Annotated in this window: 17 protein-coding genes; 7 read left to right on the plus strand and 10 right to left on the minus strand. The window is 36.2% G+C overall.

Annotation, left to right across the window (positions count from 1 at the left end; all coding sequences use genetic code 11):
- Window positions 1-182 precede the first annotated feature (182 nt).
- Window positions 183-632 (plus strand): ribosomal maturation YjgA family protein, encoded by a 450-nt coding sequence (locus GXK58_RS23635; protein ID WP_442862499.1) that lies wholly within the window; start codon window positions 183-185, stop codon window positions 630-632.
- A gap of 79 nt (window positions 633-711) precedes the next feature.
- On the opposite strand, the gene GXK58_RS23640 is transcribed toward GXK58_RS23635, so the two are convergent.
- Window positions 712-1,179 carry an SRPBCC family protein gene (locus tag GXK58_RS23640; protein WP_160725633.1) on the minus strand — a complete coding sequence of 156 codons (468 nt, stop codon included), beginning with the start codon at window positions 1,177-1,179 and terminating at the stop codon, window positions 712-714.
- Window positions 1,180-1,375: 196 nt separating this feature from the next.
- Between GXK58_RS23640 and GXK58_RS23645 the strand changes: the two genes are divergently transcribed.
- Window positions 1,376-2,386: a DUF3231 family protein gene (locus GXK58_RS23645; RefSeq protein ID WP_160725634.1), complete on the plus strand. Its 1,011-nt coding sequence runs from the start codon at window positions 1,376-1,378 to the stop codon at window positions 2,384-2,386.
- Window positions 2,387-2,525: 139 nt separating this feature from the next.
- On the opposite strand, the gene GXK58_RS23650 is transcribed toward GXK58_RS23645, so the two are convergent.
- Window positions 2,526-3,053, minus strand: a complete 528-nt coding sequence (locus GXK58_RS23650) for a topology modulation protein (protein WP_160725650.1) — start codon at window positions 3,051-3,053, stop codon at window positions 2,526-2,528.
- 1,058 nt (window positions 3,054-4,111) lie between these two features.
- A complete protein-coding gene (locus GXK58_RS23655) occupies window positions 4,112-4,636 on the minus strand; it encodes a nitroreductase family protein (protein WP_160725635.1) in 525 nt (174 codons plus the stop codon).
- A 256-nt stretch (window positions 4,637-4,892) separates the two neighbouring features.
- On the opposite strand from GXK58_RS23655, the gene GXK58_RS23660 reads away from it, so the two are divergent.
- The 3 genes from GXK58_RS23660 to GXK58_RS23670 all read left to right on the plus strand — a co-directional run bounded on the left by GXK58_RS23660 (window position 4,893) and on the right by GXK58_RS23670 (window position 7,255).
- Window positions 4,893-5,303: a MarR family winged helix-turn-helix transcriptional regulator gene (locus GXK58_RS23660; RefSeq protein ID WP_160725636.1), complete on the plus strand. Its 411-nt coding sequence runs from the start codon at window positions 4,893-4,895 to the stop codon at window positions 5,301-5,303.
- Window positions 5,304-5,336: 33 nt separating this feature from the next.
- On the plus strand, window positions 5,337-6,053 hold the full coding sequence (locus GXK58_RS23665) for a GNAT family N-acetyltransferase (protein ID WP_237389764.1): 717 nt from the start codon (window positions 5,337-5,339) through the stop codon (window positions 6,051-6,053).
- 953 nt (window positions 6,054-7,006) lie between these two features.
- On the plus strand, window positions 7,007-7,255 hold the full coding sequence (locus GXK58_RS23670; RefSeq protein WP_160725637.1) for a hypothetical protein: 249 nt from the start codon (window positions 7,007-7,009) through the stop codon (window positions 7,253-7,255).
- Between the two features lie 292 nt (window positions 7,256-7,547).
- Here the strand turns inward: GXK58_RS23670 and GXK58_RS23675 are convergent, their stop codons facing one another.
- Both GXK58_RS23675 and GXK58_RS23680 read right to left on the minus strand, forming a co-directional pair.
- Window positions 7,548-8,069, minus strand: coding sequence for an SLC45 family MFS transporter (locus tag GXK58_RS23675; protein ID WP_160725638.1), 522 nt, complete (start codon window positions 8,067-8,069; stop codon window positions 7,548-7,550).
- Entirely contained in the window at window positions 8,066-9,418 is a 1,353-nt protein-coding gene (locus tag GXK58_RS23680) for an FAD-binding protein (protein ID WP_160725639.1), read from the minus strand. The genes GXK58_RS23675 and GXK58_RS23680 overlap by 4 nt, the downstream gene beginning before the upstream one ends.
- A gap of 395 nt (window positions 9,419-9,813) precedes the next feature.
- On the opposite strand from GXK58_RS23680, the gene GXK58_RS23685 reads away from it, so the two are divergent.
- On the plus strand, window positions 9,814-10,284 hold the full coding sequence (locus GXK58_RS23685) for a tRNA (cytidine(34)-2'-O)-methyltransferase (RefSeq protein WP_160725640.1): 471 nt from the start codon (window positions 9,814-9,816) through the stop codon (window positions 10,282-10,284).
- 70 nt (window positions 10,285-10,354) lie between these two features.
- Here the strand turns inward: GXK58_RS23685 and ppsA are convergent, their stop codons facing one another.
- Window positions 10,355-12,955: a phosphoenolpyruvate synthase gene (ppsA, locus tag GXK58_RS23690; protein ID WP_160725641.1), complete on the minus strand. Its 2,601-nt coding sequence runs from the start codon at window positions 12,953-12,955 to the stop codon at window positions 10,355-10,357.
- A 467-nt stretch (window positions 12,956-13,422) separates the two neighbouring features.
- On the opposite strand from ppsA, the gene GXK58_RS23695 reads away from it, so the two are divergent.
- A complete protein-coding gene (locus GXK58_RS23695) occupies window positions 13,423-13,809 on the plus strand; it encodes a hypothetical protein (RefSeq protein WP_160725642.1) in 387 nt (128 codons plus the stop codon).
- A 195-nt stretch (window positions 13,810-14,004) separates the two neighbouring features.
- Here the strand turns inward: GXK58_RS23695 and GXK58_RS23700 are convergent, their stop codons facing one another.
- The 4 genes from GXK58_RS23700 to GXK58_RS23715 all read right to left on the minus strand — a co-directional run bounded on the left by GXK58_RS23700 (window position 14,005) and on the right by GXK58_RS23715 (window position 16,701).
- Complete coding sequence (locus GXK58_RS23700) at window positions 14,005-14,289, minus strand: hypothetical protein (protein WP_160725643.1); 285 nt, start codon at window positions 14,287-14,289, stop codon at window positions 14,005-14,007.
- Between the two features lie 170 nt (window positions 14,290-14,459).
- A complete protein-coding gene (locus tag GXK58_RS23705) occupies window positions 14,460-15,749 on the minus strand; it encodes an FtsW/RodA/SpoVE family cell cycle protein (RefSeq protein WP_160725644.1) in 1,290 nt (429 codons plus the stop codon).
- Window positions 15,750-15,754: 5 nt separating this feature from the next.
- Complete coding sequence (locus GXK58_RS23710; protein ID WP_160725645.1) at window positions 15,755-16,165, minus strand: PadR family transcriptional regulator; 411 nt, start codon at window positions 16,163-16,165, stop codon at window positions 15,755-15,757.
- A 2-nt stretch (window positions 16,166-16,167) separates the two neighbouring features.
- Window positions 16,168-16,701 carry a sigma-70 family RNA polymerase sigma factor gene (locus tag GXK58_RS23715; RefSeq protein ID WP_160725646.1) on the minus strand — a complete coding sequence of 178 codons (534 nt, stop codon included), beginning with the start codon at window positions 16,699-16,701 and terminating at the stop codon, window positions 16,168-16,170.
- Between the last annotated feature and the right edge of the window lie 250 nt (window positions 16,702-16,951).

The raw sequence follows: 16,951 nt of genomic DNA on the forward strand, positions 1-16,951 counted from the left end.
AGCACCTCTCTCATCTGTCGAAGCGCTGATTCGCCCCCTCCTTCAGGGGCTGAGGAACCTCTCACCTGTCGAAGCACCAACTTACTTTCTTCTACAGGGGTTGAGTCTCAGTAATTATATCCATCGTCAGTATGCAACATTATTCTTTCTGATATAATAGTAGAAAAATATTACTTTAAAGAGTGATAGAATTGATTAATAAATTTTTATTTAGCACCCAAGTTATCGGAAACTTGAGGAAGACTTATTTTATCTTTGCTGTAGCTGTTATTTTTATAGGGCTTGCTTCCCGAAAATACAGTCTATATCTTCCTTCCTTTCTAGCGGAAAATGCTGGAGATGCGCTTTGGGCTATGATGGTCTATTTTGGCTTTCGCTTTCTGCTTACAAGAAAGCCCATCCTCCTTAGTATCTATTTCAGTTTCCTCTTTAGCTTTAGTATTGAATTCTCTCAATTGTATCAGACAGACTGGATCAATCAGGTTCGCAATACATTGTTCGGTGCACTTGTTCTAGGCAAGGGCTTTCTATCAGCAGATCTTATTCGATATACAGCAGGGATCCTATTGGCTTCATTCTTTGATCAGATTATCCTCAAATCCCAGCATAAAAAAATCACAAAGAAAAAATAAACGGCAAGCACATCATTCTTGACGTTTATTTAACGTTGGCTTCCTTTTAACCAGATACGTTTCATCATAATGTCCAATCTTATACCAATTGTTCTGATTTCTCCAAATAAGCCTTTAATGCATCCAAATCTCTCGCACACACTCTTTGGAAGGTACCTACAATCAATTTCGCGAATAATTTAGAAAAACCGGTTAATCCCTCTATCTCTCCGTTTAAAGTAATCTCTGTATGATCATCCGAAAGATCAAGTATGTATGTAAACACAAATACCCCTTTACCAGTCGTTCCTTTCGTACCATCACATCGAAGCACAATTTTATTGGGTTCATTAAGTTCGATCACTTCAAAATGTTCAGTAGCCGCTGTTCCCATTATCTTTCTTGTTTCCTTCCATTGACTTCCCACATGCAATGGCCCATTATCCAGTCTCTCTATTCTGACTAAACCTTTCATCCATTGTTTAGCAGAATTCAGATCAAGTAAACCTTCATACACTTTTTGTTTAACTATATTAATTTCTCTTTTCACAACAAACCGAATACTCAAACCTCTCCCACCCTTAGAAATCTTTTATAGTATTCATTATACCAAATATTAACATTTAAGGTATTCTAATTCCCCTTACCAGCATTAATTTTCCCGCTAACAGCTTAAACCTCTAAGATGGGTATTAAATTCCATTAAATTGGAAAATTAGATAATAACTTACTATTTGTGCAAAATTTTTTTAGGAGGTAATGATTTGATATTAACAAATCCTATAAATGTATCCGAGATAGGCTCTCTCTGGCAGACTTACCAAGAAAAAACCCTGATTATGCGATTTCTTGAATACTTTATAGAAAAGTCAGATGACCCACAAGCAAGAAATATTTTAGGTGGATTGTGGGAGGAGTTGAATTTTTATGTTAAAGAAATCGAAGAGGTTTTTTGCGAGCAGGGAATGGTTAAACCGATTGGTTTTACATCCTCAGATGTTAATTTGGAGGCTCCTAAGTTATACGACAATGGTTTTGATATCATGTTTGTTCGAATTTTAAAGGAAGTTAGTATGGGACTTTACACCTTAAGTTTAAATATGACATATAATAAACAAGTTATGTCCATTTATGAAGGACTAACTTCAATTAGTCAAAAAATCTATAGACTTTCAACTCTCTATCTACTTGAAAAAGGTATTCTTTCAATGCCTCCCAAAGTTACTATGCCAAAAAATAATGAATACATAAAATCTAAAAAGTTTATGGATGGTTATAAGTTAATTGGTGATAAAAGAGCTCTAACGGATCTTGAAGTCGGTATGATTCATCATAACCTTGAAACAAATAATATTGGTATGCAGCTGATTACAGGTTTTGCACAATGTGCCAGTAACATAGAGGCTAAAAAGTATTTTTTAAAAGGAAAAGAACTTGCCAAGAAACAAATAAAAATAATGGAAGAAATACTTCGAGAACATGATGTACAACTTTCCGCAACCTCTGGGGCTACGGTAACCACATCTACTATACCTCCTTTTTCTGATAAGTTAATGATGCATTGTATTTACATACTAAATGGGTTTTCATTAGTAGGTGGAGGAATGGGTACATTCTTTTCTTTACGAAATGATATTGCAATGAAAACAATGCTAATAGCAAAAGATATATATTTTTATGCACAAGAAGGGATTGAAATAAAGATCAAAAACGGCTGGTTTGAGCAACCTCCCCTAATGGAGGATCGCCCCCAGATTATAAAGAAAAACGAATAACATACGTCAACAGATGTACTCCAAATCATAATTGTATAAGGAACTAACTATTATTATTACAGTGAGGTCATAAATCTCACTGTTTTTTTGGGGGTTCTACATATTGCATGGTGGAGAGTTTTAGTATTAGTTAGCCGTACTATTTATGCTTTTTTATTACTTCTAAATAAGAATGAATTTGCTTTTGACCGTTTAATTTAATAATCTTTATTTTAGAACCTTTTGCTTGAAATGACTGGAATCTTTCATTCATTTTTCTTTTACGAGGATAGTAAGTACTGTATATAAACTTAATAAAGTCCCAATCTAATTTCTCCTTACACCCTCTACCCATGTCAGGTCGTGTTCTTCCTAGATTTATTAACCATCTCTTAACAACCCGATACAAGCAAACATGAAGTGGCAGTTCTAAATAGATAATTGTATCTGCACGCTCTGCACGAATATCGAAAGTATTATTGTAGTTTCCTTCAATAATCCATTGAGGTTGATTTATAATTTCCTGTTGTGCTTTTGAAAATTCTTCTAAAGAGGCTGCTACCCATCCCGGCTTCCAATATAAAGTATCTAAATGATTAACAGGTATATTTAAAATTTTTCCCAGACTTCTTGCAAATGTTGACTTCCCAACCCCTGCTGAAATTCCGATAACCATAATTCGTTTGATTACATACACCTTCCTTCTACTGTGCCACTAGCTAGAAAAGGGTTTTAAAAAATACTCAGAAATATTTAATTCAACAAAATTCCTCTAATTCCTTGTTACTATTATATATTATTGGATTATGCCTAGACCCTTCCTTTTGGATCGCTCCCTCTATAGGAAAAGGGCAAGGACTCCCCTATACGTCATCGCCCTATTTTCTGCTTATCTTCATCCCAACTAAATACAGTTCGCGTCAACTACCTGTCCAGATACCGACATAAGTTCGTTAATGTTAACCCAACCACCTATATTTTGAGATTGGTCAACACCTTCTATGGTAAAAGAAAGGCTAATATTGTTGGCAAGTGTTAAAGTGGATCTTTTGCCAATGCAATTCTGTGCTTTTGGCAAAGAGTCCACCCTTACACCTTCACACATAATCGTATGCCTTTGCATCGGTATATCTATCAATACTCCCCTTGATAGATCATAGGTCCTTATAAAACCTTCGACAGTTGTTCCATCTCGGAAAGTTAATCTGATCCACCGCTTTTGCTGATTTGAAATAGCCCTTGTCTGTAGTCATAGTATGGATAGAAAGGCTGATAAGGATTATTTGGATACAGTGCAGCCTCCCCCTTTCTTTTAATGAGTAAATCTTTTCATGTATATGTAAAAAAAAGGGGTTGGTGCTTGTTAGTACCTAGAGAAGAAAGCAAAATAAACAAGCACCGATATTCGGATGCTTGTTTGAGTAAACAATTCATATTTTTCCAACTAATTACTCTTCGTGTGTAGCATAATATAATATTTCACTAATATTCGCCCATATATTTAGGTATTCATATTTTTCCATCGTCTATTCCTCCTTTGCACATGATTGGCATTCGGCTAACTACTAATCATCAAAAGTCCAGTACTCATTATATCTCTTTAGGCTGTATCTACCCCGGAATCCTCTATATGAAACAATTATTTGCTATGAAAAGTAAATGAAATATACTTCCCATTTTAAAAAAAGCTGACCCGTAAGAGTCGTTATTAAACGACTTTTTGGGTCAGCTTCTTTATTTGTACTTTTATTTAAATGATTCATAGTAGATAATCTCTTCTCTTGACGGAAGTTTCTTATCTTTAGGCTTATTTTCGGGATATCCAATTCCGAGTATGGCTAATATACGCCGGTCTTCAGGGAAATTTAGAGCGTTCCGGACCCACTCCTCGCGTTTGAAAGATTCTTTTTCATCTTCGAAATTATAAACGGCCCCAAAGCCAACACCCACTTCAAGTTCTGTTGCTCTCAACCACATAAAGGAGGAAGCAATGGACCCATCTTGTATCCAGTATTTGCTCACGTCTGGGCGCCCAGTGATAACAATTGCTGCAGAAGATTCTAATAACCATTTCATGTAGGGTGTTGTTTTTTCAAGTGTCTCGATCATCTCTTTATTTGTCACTAAGACCAATTCCCTTGAGGGAAGATTATTCCCTGTGGGAGCCAGGTAGCCCGCTTCAAGAATACTTTCGAGTATATTATTAGGAACTTGTTTGTCTGTGAAACTAGTAATCTCACGTCTTGTTTGTATTGCTTTTAATACATCCATCTGGTGCCTCCTGTTTATGTATTTATTTACTAAATTTGTAAACCTTTATGTTTAAAAAAATGACCCCGATAAAGGAAATGATAAAAAATACCATGCCAGAGATGGTGTTCGGAGATAATAAATCAACAAATTCCACTTTCTTCCCCTCCCTTTATGCCGGGTTATGATATAAATTTATTGATAGATCGCATTAGCTATATTGTGTTTAAATTATATCGCGTTAAGATATAATTATCAACTTAAAAGGTGGATATTTATGTCAAAAACATTAAATAAAGAAACCTATGAATCATTGGCAGAATTCAGATATCAATTAAAAAAGTTTCTTCATTTTAGTGATTCTGAAGCACGTAAAGTGGGGGTGACACCTCAGCAGCACCAACTATTATTAGCCATTAAAGGCTTCCCTGGCCGTGACTCAGCGACACCCCGCGAGCTCGCCGAGCGTTTATTTATTACGCATAATGCCTGTGTAGGACTGATTGACCGCTGTTCACAGCTGGGTCTTGTAACAAGGGCGAGTAACCCTGAGGATGGACGAAGTGTACTCATTAAATTAACATCCCAAGGAGAAGAAATTTTGAAGAGGTTGTCTGAGATTCATTTGGAAGAAATCATCAGGATCGGATTTATAAAAGAAAAAAGTGATGGCTTCCTTCATCTATAAGAAGAGGTACAAATTAAATAAAGGAACAAAGATATGATAAATTTAAAAGACGTTTTTTCACTTGAATTTTCCTACTTGGAAACCTTTTCAAAACGAACAGAAACTTCTTGGGGTTCCATTTTTTGTAATGAAAGTCAACCCAACTATTATGACGCAAATCACGCTCATATTATTGATCCGATTGATCATCCAAAGTTAATCATTGATGAAGTAAAAAATTTCTATCATTCTAGAAAAATCATACCTAGATTTTATATTTACAACTTAAATGCTCAACAAGAATTGTTAGAGCAACTTAAATTGGATCATTTCGGATACGAGGAATTAATCGGTCCTGTTCAATTGTGGGATCAAATGGTATTGAAAAAGGAAACACGTAAGGAAATTTCTATTGAATTGGTGACAAAAGAGTATTATTCTGAAGCATTACATATTGAATGCAGTATTAAAGAATTTGGAGGTAAAGCCATTCGGGAAAGAGCTTTTGAAGTAGAATTTAATCATCCTAGCTTTATCTATTATTTACTTCGGTATGAGGGTGTTGCCTGTGCCACGGCTTGTATTTTTATCCATGATCATCAAGCTCGTATGGAAAGTGTTGCCACTCTGGAGGAATACAGAGGACGAGGATTAATTGGTGAATTGATTCATTATATTCAAGCAGAAGTTGCTCAAAGGGGTCTAAGTAACCTTTGGGTGTTTCCGATTAATGAAAAAATAGAAAAAGGTCTATCAAAAATATGGATTTAACACTGTTGCAAAACTGAAAATGGCTCATGCCTATTTAGGTGGGAAAAGCATCAAAGAAATACAAGGAAGTTAAATTTCAGTTGGGATTTCTTAATGATTCCATTAATACATGAAGCAGCTACAATGGAATCCGATGAATTTGACCAATAATAAGGTTCTAATAGACAGTTTTACTAAGAGATTGGATGATTTTGTCATTATTAAGGTTCTATCGGACAGTTTAACTGAGAGTTCCGAAGACTTTGTCCATTAGTAAGGTTCTATTGGACAGTTTAACTTAGAGTTCCGAAGACCTTGTCCAATAGTAAGGTTCTATTGGACAGTTTAACTTAGAGTTCCGAAGACTTTGTCTAATAGAAAGGTTCTATTGGACAGTTTAACTTAGAGTTCCTAAGACCTTGTCCAATAGTAAGGTTCTATTGGACAGTTTAACTTAGAGTTCCTAAGACTTTGTCTAATAGAAAGGTTCTAATGGACAGGCTCCATTCAGATTCCTATATAAATGTCTTATACACATCCTATAAAAGAAATTAAACGAGCTTCGAAGACTTTTTCCAAGCTCTTGAATTACTTTAAATCCATTTACGAATATGCACTCCCTAGTTCTACCTTACTGATGACATAAAACGGCATATAGATTCGAACATTCCTTCATACATTCCAAATATATATTTCTTATTTCCTCATTCGGACATAATCGCAGGTAACTCTCACTTTTCAATAAGGAAATAAGAGGTTCCATAATTTCATAATAGTAATCAGGAGTTTCCTTTTGTGTTAAAAGTTCTTTATAACCTTCTAATATCTTAACATCCAATATTACCATTTATGTAAGGGTTTATATTATCGCTCCCGGTTCACTAAATTCCCTAAAGAATATAAATATTACCATTTTCCTCCATATTTGATGTATAATAGCATTTAGAAAAAATAAAGACCGTGGAGGAAACTAAGTGAATAAATATGGACAACTTTCCTTATTGATGGTTGGTATCTGCGTATTATTGTCTTTCTTCATCAATGAAACTAATGACTATCCTGGTATTTTTCTTTTGGTAATCATTATCCTATCAATAGCAGGAGTTATATTTGCTTTTTTATCTAGAAAACTTACAAATATCATTTTTGGTGTAGTTTTAAACTGTGCAACATTCATTCTATTGTTCTTTTTGCTATTGTCAATGGGAATTGGTGAAGCATAGATAAAACTATCATTTAAGTCGGAATTAATAAAAAGGAGAATTATGAAAAAAAATGCCCTTCCTATATTCTTAGTACTTCTTAGTGTGTTAATCGGTGCAGCTGGTTATTTTTTCTTCACAAATGTATTTATCCCCCATTTGATGTAAGCCCCCTCAAGAATAGTTTTTTATGTTTTAGATTCCTAGCTTTTAATTTCCAAAAAGAGTAATTCAGCATAAAAGCAAAGTCTCTGTTCTGACAGAACGAGACTTCTTTTTATGAATATCGGTTTCCCAAAAGGAACTGCTCCTGTTAAATCTCGTATCTTTTGATTGCCAGCCATGAATTAACGATGTACCATGCTCCTGCCAGATAAAACAGGACGTGGATGGTAAACCAGTCAAATAGCAGCCCGGCACCAAGGATGCTTGCCACGATGATTAGCTGCAAAATAAACTGATGGATATTTTCTTTTCTCCAGCTTAGCTTCTCTTTTTTATCCATTTCCTTTTCCGATAGTTTGTAGATCGCTTGGAAAATCCCCATCAAACATTGGATGAGAGAAACATGGAAGATCGTTTGAGCGAATGGCACAGTAATCATGGATAAACCCAGTCCGAATAACGATAAGCTGTACATTTTTTTTATACAAAATTGATGAGGGATCCAGGTTAAAGCATAGAAACAGGCGGCTGATGACAAAGCGAATAAAGCATAGAGTAACGAGAACGAGCTGTAAGTCTCCCCTATATTTTTCAAGAAGAGAAGATAATAAGGAAATATCGCCGTCTGAATGACAAGTACGCTTCCCCGGATCAACAGTTTAGTTTTCAATTGCGGTACCTCTCATAAAAAAGACTTGTCATATCCTCATTCGGATCGTATTTTTTCTTTTCCCTGACAAATTCTTCAAAGGTGGGATAGGCTTCAAGCAGCTGCTTTTTGGTAGCGTATGGGTAATAAGGTAAGTAAAAGGTTCCGTTGTGCTTTAAGGTGATATCAATCATCTTTTGAATTGATCTTTGAGCTCTTTCCACTTCCTTTGTTTGTTTTCCATGGTTAAACAATGCCACAATGGCGATCATATCGGTCTTGGCATAGGTAAGCAGCGATGAATCGTCTTTGGACACATAGCGGATGGTGAAGTTTAGAAGATTAATGTCATCTCTTTTCAGAAACTCATGGATGTCTTTGACATAGGAAGGATACTCATCGATTGGCACGAAAAATTCCTGCAGTGTGTCGGTGTTCTTTTGGTTTCTATAAAGCAGAAAGTCGCTTTCCGAACGCATCGCGTTGTTTCTAGATAGTAAGCTTTTATCGATGGACAGGAAATATTTTTCCTGCAGGTACCAAAGCCAGTCTTTTCCGAAACTGGTCTTGCGGGATAAATTTAGTAAGAAATTGGTCAAAAATGGCTGTTGCTCTTCTTTCAGCTTACGAAGGTTTTCCGTCAGGGGTCGTTCGGTTGTATGGTATTCAACCACAAACATGCTGTCCATCAGTGTTTGGGGAGCAACTGAGATACGTGCATAAGCCATCTTCACTTCAGGGTTTTCCCTTATCGAATGGACATACTCCGGGAATTCTTCTACATTCACCTTTTTCGTACGGATCTCATACACTTCATCTTCCGTTACCTGCAATTCCACATCTAATATGACACCAAATAAACCGTATCCTCCTATCACATCCCTGAATAATTCCGGTTCACTTTTTGGGTCGACTTTCACGATTTTTCCGTTTGGGAGCAATAAATGGAACCAATTAACTGAATTGTCAAGGGATTCGTTTTTGATATCCCTTCCGTGCACATTTACACTAATGGCCCCTCCAACGGTAAAAATATTCTGGCTTTGCATGACTTTTACTGCGAGACCTTTCGGTGAAAGGACATTTTGAATTTCATCCCATGTGGCACCGCTCCCAACATGAATGCTTTTGTTTTTTTGATTGATTCCTAGAATTTTATTAAAACTTGTCATATCCAAAACCACGCCGTCCGGGTAATAGGTATGACCTCCCTGGGAGTGCCTTTTTCCTGCGATGCTGACTTTTAATCCCTCTCTCTTGGCTTTTTTCAGGATATTGACAATTTGGTCTACTTCTTTCCCTTTTTCAATCCCTTCTATTTTTGTCGGAAGGAGTCTGCCCACATCTTGGATGGTATGGTCTTGATACAAATCATCACTATAGTGGATGAATGAATACTGAAAAACGGCATATGAAATCGAAAATGAGAAGACAACCAGGGAGAGGATTATGAAAATGAATTTTTTAATTGCAAGCCCTCCTTCCTAAACTTTTAAAAGTGTAAATTTACACTAATTGTATCATAATGCCTTTTGATTTTATACAAATAATTTTAATCCTTTATTGCCTATCCTGGACATGAGCTCTGTAACAAAAAAGGTTAATATGCATTTCTTCTAAAGCTAACTTGTCACGTTTGCATAATAAAAAATTCCATCTAAGCTGCTATCCATTCTTTTAAAACTTGTCGGGTTAGCGTAAGTACATGTCTTCAACATTTATATGCTATAATTTGATGGTAAAATAAAGGTAGAGGTGACCATTCTTGGCAATACATGTTGTACTATATCAACCAGAGATTCCGGCTAATACGGCAAATATTGCACGTACTTGTGCCGCAACGGAAACAGCCTTGCATTTTATCCGGCCACTTGGCTTCTCAACAGATGAAAAGATGATCAAACAGGCTGGTTTAGATTTCTGGGAGTCTATAAACATAACGTATTATGACTCATTAGATGACTTTTTTTCAAAAAATCAAGGTGAATTTTACTATATTGAGACGTTTGGTGAAAAACCACATTCATCCTTTGATTTCAGTGATGTATCTAAGGAACATTATTTTATGTTCGGGAAGGAAACAACCGGTTTACCAAAGGATTTATTATATAAAAATGAAGATCATTTTTTGAGGATACCAATGAATGGTCATATTCGATCACTTAACCTTTCGAATACAGCTGCAATATTGGTATATGAGGCTTTGCGCCAGCAAGGATTTCCCAATTTAAAATAAAAAATCTTCCGTTTTGGAAGATTTTTTATTTTTTCCATGTCACCGATGTACTAAGTTATAAACTCTGTAATTACAATATTTCGATATACCCTTCTGTTCCATTCACACGGATTCGCTGCCCATCTTTTATTAGTTTAGTAGCATTTTCCACCCCAACTACTGCTGGTAAGCCATATTCCCTTGCAATCACTGCTCCATGAGTCATCAATCCACCCACTTCAGTTACTAGGCCTTTTATAGATACAAACAACGTTGTCCAGCTAGGATCAGTAAAGCAAGTAACTAAAATATCTCCCTCTTCTAGATCAGCATCCTCTATGTTTAAAATGACACGTGCCCTGCCCTCTATTATTCCAGAAGAAACAGGCAAGCCGATAATCGCTTCGGCTGGGAGATTTTCTCGTTTGTACTTACCTGAGAGTGTTTCACCGTCAGATGTGAGCACACGCGGGGTTTTCAATTTTTCAAATAATTTGTAAATGCTTTTCTGCTTGTTAATGATTTGGTAATCCAGTTTATTTGTGCGTACCGCCTCGCGGAATTCTTCAAATGTGAGGTAGAATAAATCTTCTTTTTCATGGATAACCCCCGCTTTCACGAGTTGTTCGGCTTCTTTCAATAAAGCCTGCTTATAAACAAAGTAGCGATGAATCATGCCGTATTTTGGATATTCACGATAGCCAATGAAGTTCCGGATTAGTCCAATCATTCGTTTTGTTTCTTTGGCTTTTTGTTCACCATCCAGTAGTTGCTTCAATCGTTTTAATAACTCTTTTTCCTTTTCCAAAGCAACACGCAGCCCTTGCTCAAATTTCCGCTTGCCGGCATTTGGTTCAAAGTTTTTGATGTTACCAAGTATCATAGGGACAAGTATAATGGGTTTTTCGCTCCAACGTGTTCTTGTCAGATCGATTTCTCCGGCACATCTCATTCCATATTTGTTGAGAAAAGCATTAAAAGCTTTTCGGGTTTCCTTTCCTCCTTCAAACTTATCCAGTTCATTCAAAAAGTTTTCATCTTTTGTATGCTGTAAATAATCAATTACTTCTGGATAAGGCCGAATCACATCGGCCATATCTAAAAGTGCCAGTCCCATTTCAGAAGTAATATTGTTTGGTACAGATTGAGAAAGCGTATCTGATGCGTTTATTTCACCTAACCACTCGTTCATTTTTTCATTAATCCATGTCGAAGCATTTATAGCAGCCATAAATACAGCTGTACTTTGTGGGTCAAATAAAATCTTCTTTAATTCCTGAATATCTTCTAGAATAAAGTCAAAAGTTTCTAATCCTGATTTCGTTTGGATGGTTTGTTTTAAACCTTCAATGGATGTTTTACTACGCTTAATCAGATCATGAACGATTGAGGGATTATTTTCAATTTGTGCCAGCCTATCGGTATTCCCTCTTGGGGGCCTCGGTGCTTTATGATCATTTGGTAACGATTTTATAAAATCTCCACGCTCGATAATGTTCATAATTGCGTCTTTCATGAGTGGGTCGTGCTGTCCCATTGCTTTTAATAAAATGTTTCTACTGACAGGTGAAGCCAGTTGATGTGTGATATCAACAAACAACCTTCCACCAGCTTTTCGCATCGGTGCATTAGTTGTTAATAGGAAAAAAGACAATCCCAACGGTTTGATAGGGTCTGTCATCATTTGCTGATGGCCGACAGATATAAAGACGTGGTTTTCTTGATCATTCGTTTCAGGGATGGGGAAAAGCGTAGTGATTGGCCGGCTCTGGACAATATAAAAGGTATCATCAACCAAACACCATTCGATATCTTGTGGGCAGCCAAAATAGGCTTCAATCTGCCTACCGATACGGGCAAGTTGTAAAATTTGTTGATCAGTAAGTGTTTGAGCTCTTTGTTGATCAGGGTTGATCTGCTTTGTCTCTGTTCCGCCATCCTTTAGTGCATAGATACCTAATTTTTTTGTAGGTATCATCTTATTGACGATTTTTTCTTCCTTTACTTTATAACAATCGGCAGAGACAAGGCCAGAGACCGTTGCTTCCCCAAGCCCAAAACTGGCATCAATGGAAAGCAGCTTTCGGTTATTGGTAATCGGATCAGCGGTAAATAAAATCCCGGAAGCCTGTGGGAAAACCATCCTTTGAACGATAACGGATATATCAACTTGTCTGTGGTCCATTCGATTTTGGATTCGGTATGTTACCGCTCGATCCGTAAAAAGAGAAGCCCAACATTTTCTGATATGCTGCAAAATGGCTTCCTTTCCGATTATATTTAAATAGGTGTCATGTTGACCAGCAAAAGAGGCATGTGGCAAATCTTCGGCTGTCGCACTAGAACGAATAGCATAAGCCTGTTCAGCGCCAAACTGGGAGTGATAGTCAGTGACTGCTTTGACAACATCGGAAGGAATTTCTACTTCTGTAATAAGTTTTCGAAGCTTCCTGCTGATTTCACTAATTTCTTCTTGATCCTCTACTTTTAGCTTAGTTAGTTGATCCAGCATGGTTTGAAACGTTTTGTTGTGCTTAAGGGATTCTTGATATCCTGCTGTTGTCACACAAAATCCTTCCGGTACTTGTATTCCTTGAATTTTTGATAACTCACCTAAATTCAAACCTTTTCCGCCGACGAGAAAAAGCTGTGTTTTTTCTATTTCCTGAAAACCGAGAACCAAAGAACTCATCCTACATCGCTCCTAAACATTAAGGGTCTATTGATTGTAGCAGTAGTTTATGAGAATAAAAAGTCTATATTAACCATTTTTTACATGTTATAATTAAAGTAGGAAGAGTTAAAGTTCGATTTTCAAAAACAACTAAATCTTCCATGCAGTTAACTGATACTTGGTTCTTACCCTCGAAGCATCTCATATTTCATTTAGTCCATAAACATCCTTTGTTCAGTTATACACTCTTCTATCTTCTTCCAGTTCACCTGTTTCCAGTTTTCATTGTTTTACTTTCCGAAATTGAGCAATTTCTTCGGCAGGTTACATTCGTCAATATAACAAAAATAAAACAATAATCAGCTCCATCTGACGTATTCATTTGGAAGCTATGCTAAGGGAACTATCAAAGCAAAGAGATATACTGCGGCTGGAATACTTCAATAAAAAAGCGATCCTTCGTTATTGAAGCATCGCCCCCAAAATTGTATGATGTTAATCTTCAAATATTAGGTGATATCTTTTCACCCCAATTCAATAATTCCATTAACTCCTTGGATACATTTGATACCACTGTTGCCAGGTACAGTGAGGATGCTGCTGATGCCATTGAGGCCAAGGAACGAATGGCAGATGTGGATGGTGCTGGTGCTGCCACTGTTGCCAAGTACCGTGAGGATGCTGCTGGTGCCACTGCTGCCACGAGCCGTGCGGAAACTGTTGCTGCTGATGATGGTGCTGCTGTTGTTGATGGTGCTGGTGCTGGTGTTGCTGGTGCTCATGCTGCCACTGTTGCCAAGTACCGTGAGGATGGTGCTGGTGCCATTGCTCCCAGGATTGACCAGAATACATATAATTCACCTGCCTTTTAATGAGTCCTTACTAGCTTATGCACAACAGGTTTTTGAAGTTTGTATATATGCAAATTTAGACTCAAAAATCTGGATATTTGAATACTATTAAACAACATTATTTTCTAATTATTCTAGAATATAGCTAATGTCTATAACGCTTGAATAAAGAAAAGCGAACAATCCTTATGGAAGCATCTCAGGCTCCTTAAGGAACTACATTGTTTCAGTTCCTTTTCCTTTAACGACACCAACCAACAACAAAATAAGTCCTAACAAAAACATAATCGGAAATAAGACCCACATAATCATACTGGCCCAACCATTTCTAACAATAAAGGCAAAAGTTAAACCTATTGAAAAAGATAAGAATGGTGCGATTGCTATCATTGTCGTTATGCCCCAAACAATGTATTTTCTTTTTTTCGACTGCCCCTTGCTCAATTGGTAAGCAATGATAAAACCCATTATCGCGATCGCCAATGCAACAATAATCGCCATATGATCTCCCCCTTTTTCATGTTAAAAGACTTTTCTCTTAAAAATATGGAAAGCACTTGCTAGCTTTTCACTTTGATAGATAGCAATATTTTTTAATTCTAAAGCAATAACTAGCTCAAGTCCCGTTGATTCTTTTTTTTAGGGATCGCTTCTAAAGATTACCATCCTCATCAATTAATCGCCAGGTGTTTTCTACGGTACACGCTTAACACAATACCTATAAGGAGTGAATTTAAAACTGTTGGTGTTAGTCCGTAGCTAATAAAGGGTAATGACATCGATAGGATCGGTAAAAAGCCCAGGACCATCCCGATATTGTAGACAAATTGGATAGAGAGTAGTGAACATACTCCAAGGATTAGTTGTTTACCGAATCGATCCTTTATTTGTGTTGAAACAACGATCAATCTAAATAGAAGTAACGATAGTACAGCGAAAAGGAACCCAGATAAAATCCACCCATAGAAATAAGTTATATTAGCAAACGCCATATCGGGTGTAATTATGCCAATATACTTCGGCGGCTCTTGATTTCCGAACCATCCACCACCAGATAATAAATCTTTTAACACTAAGTATGCAAAACCTTCATTTATTGGATAGTCATCGGGATTGAAAAACGCAAGTAACCTAATCTTCAGGTAACTTTCAACTGTAAACCAATAGATAGTGAAAAAGGTAAGAACCACACCTGAATAAACCCCTATGGTTGTATAGATGACCTTCTTACTAATGGAACTACAACAAAATAAAGCTAATACTAAAATAGAATAAATGAAAACAACAGAAAAGCTTGGTAACCCCAAAAACAATAACACTGTTAGCAAGTAAACACCTATTATTACGAACAATTTTGGTTTTACCTTTGAAAAATAGTAAGCCCAAAATATTAAAAATAGAGGTAAAAGTGAACTCCCACTAATGGTAAATCCAAATATATGAATATAAGGGACTCCATTAATTACATAAATATAAGAAACTCCATTAATCACAAGGTTAGGGAAAAGGTTAAGTACGAGTAATAAACTTATTGCTGCAATAAGAAAAAACCAGCCAAATCTCATCATTTTTCTATAGTCGACCAGCATGACGGAGATTGCAACGATAATCCCGACTGCAATATATATCATCTGTTTTAAAAATAGATTCTCTGAATATCGATCTTGTACATTTAAAGTAGGTAGAATTCCGATTAAGATAATGATGATAAATAAACCAAATAGTTTCCAATCAAACTTCGGACGATAGAGCTTATTAAAGTGTGTTCCAATTTCTTTAGGGCTCCCCATTTTCTTTATTGCTTTTTCTTCTGCTTCGTTTTCATTGTACCCCCTTGTTACTAATTCCAACTTGGACATTTTTAAATGATAACTTAATTCTTTGTAAACTACCTTCTTAGCTTCTCTTGATTTTATGTATTGCAATACTTCGGCTAAAAAATGTTCTTTAAGGTTACTCATCTTTATCACCTCTCTACTATCTCTTTTAATAGGTAAGCTACTCCATCGGTTTGGTTTTCAAGGGTTTTTAAAAACTTTAATCCCTTGCTGCTAATCTGATAGTATTTAATGTCTGGTGCTTCCCAATAAGAATTCAGGTAACCTTTGTGTTCAAATTTATGTAAAAACATATATAAGAAGCCCTCTTCATTTTCAAATGTTTCAATACCTCTTGAACGGATCAGTCGGCTTAATTCAAAACCTGTTCTTTTTTGCTTCAGTAACTGGAAAATTGCTAAAACTATATCCTCTTCTGATGATGTCGGTATCTGTTTAATTTTTAGTCTAATATCCCTCTTATGTTCTTCCGTAAAGTTTAAATCCTGTAATACCGTCCTTTTCATAGCGTTTTTAAAGTTTTTTAAGCGATCTTCCATTTTTATTCCTCCAAGCAATCTTTTAAGATTTCTTTTGCTCGCTTTAGCCTAGTCTTTATCGTATTCTGATTCACACCTGTCAGGTAAGATATTTCTTTAACTGAAAGTTCTTCGAAATAATATAAATAAATGACTTCCCTGTATGTATCTGGTAAACTCATCACTGTTTTTACTAATTGTTCGTCTTCATATCTCTGGATCACTTGGTTTTCCACTACTTTTTCTAGACTTGATGTCTGCTTTGCTTGTTCCTCAGAGATAACGATATGTTTATGGTGCCAGCTTTTTAGATAGTCCTTACAATGGTTAATCGCAATTCGCCAAAGCCAGGTTTTTAATGAAGACTTTCTTTCATATTGGTCCAATCTTTGAAAACATTTCACAAATACCTCTTGCGTAAGGTCCTCTGCAACCTCTCTATTCCCAACATAGGAATAGGCAAGTTGCAGTAATGACTGGCCGTAGTTATCCATTAATTGATCTAATAATTTCTCTCTGTCATGTACGATAAGTTCTTGTATGATACTTTCTTCCAACGTGATCTGCTCCCTTCACCTAATATAGACGATGCTGAAATCAACAAAGTTTTTCCGCTTAGTAAAATAATTTAATAAATATACATTTTTTTAGCCCTTAAGACCAAGGCTTTGGAATTTAGTTATTTTGACGGTTAAAAATTATCACTCTATAATTTATCGATTTTCTCAGCTGAAGATTAATGAATTGAAATTACAGTAGAGTAAGAAACTGATTTCGAAGGGATAGCTTACGCTATCTCTTTTACTT

The organism is Bacillus sp. USDA818B3_A, from assembly GCF_009928415.1.
Lineage (GTDB): Bacteria > Bacillota > Bacilli > Bacillales > Cytobacillaceae > Neobacillus.

Excerpts from the sequence above, each read along its gene's own strand:
- GXK58_RS23710 (WP_160725645.1), bottom strand. The coding sequence starts at position 16,165 with ATGGAAGATCGCTTAAAAAACTTTAAAAACGCTATGAAAAGGACGGTA.
- GXK58_RS23700 (WP_160725643.1), bottom strand. The coding sequence starts at position 14,289 with ATGGCGATTATTGTTGCATTGGCGATCGCGATAATGGGTTTTATCATT.
- ppsA (WP_160725641.1), bottom strand. The coding sequence starts at position 12,955 with ATGAGTTCTTTGGTTCTCGGTTTTCAGGAAATAGAAAAAACACAGCTT.
- GXK58_RS23655 (WP_160725635.1), bottom strand. The coding sequence starts at position 4,636 with ATGGATGTATTAAAAGCAATACAAACAAGACGTGAGATTACTAGTTTC.
- GXK58_RS23660 (WP_160725636.1), top strand. The coding sequence starts at position 4,893 with ATGTCAAAAACATTAAATAAAGAAACCTATGAATCATTGGCAGAATTC.
- GXK58_RS23705 (WP_160725644.1), bottom strand. The coding sequence starts at position 15,749 with ATGAGTAACCTTAAAGAACATTTTTTAGCCGAAGTATTGCAATACATA.
- GXK58_RS23665 (WP_237389764.1), top strand. The coding sequence starts at position 5,337 with ATGATAAATTTAAAAGACGTTTTTTCACTTGAATTTTCCTACTTGGAA.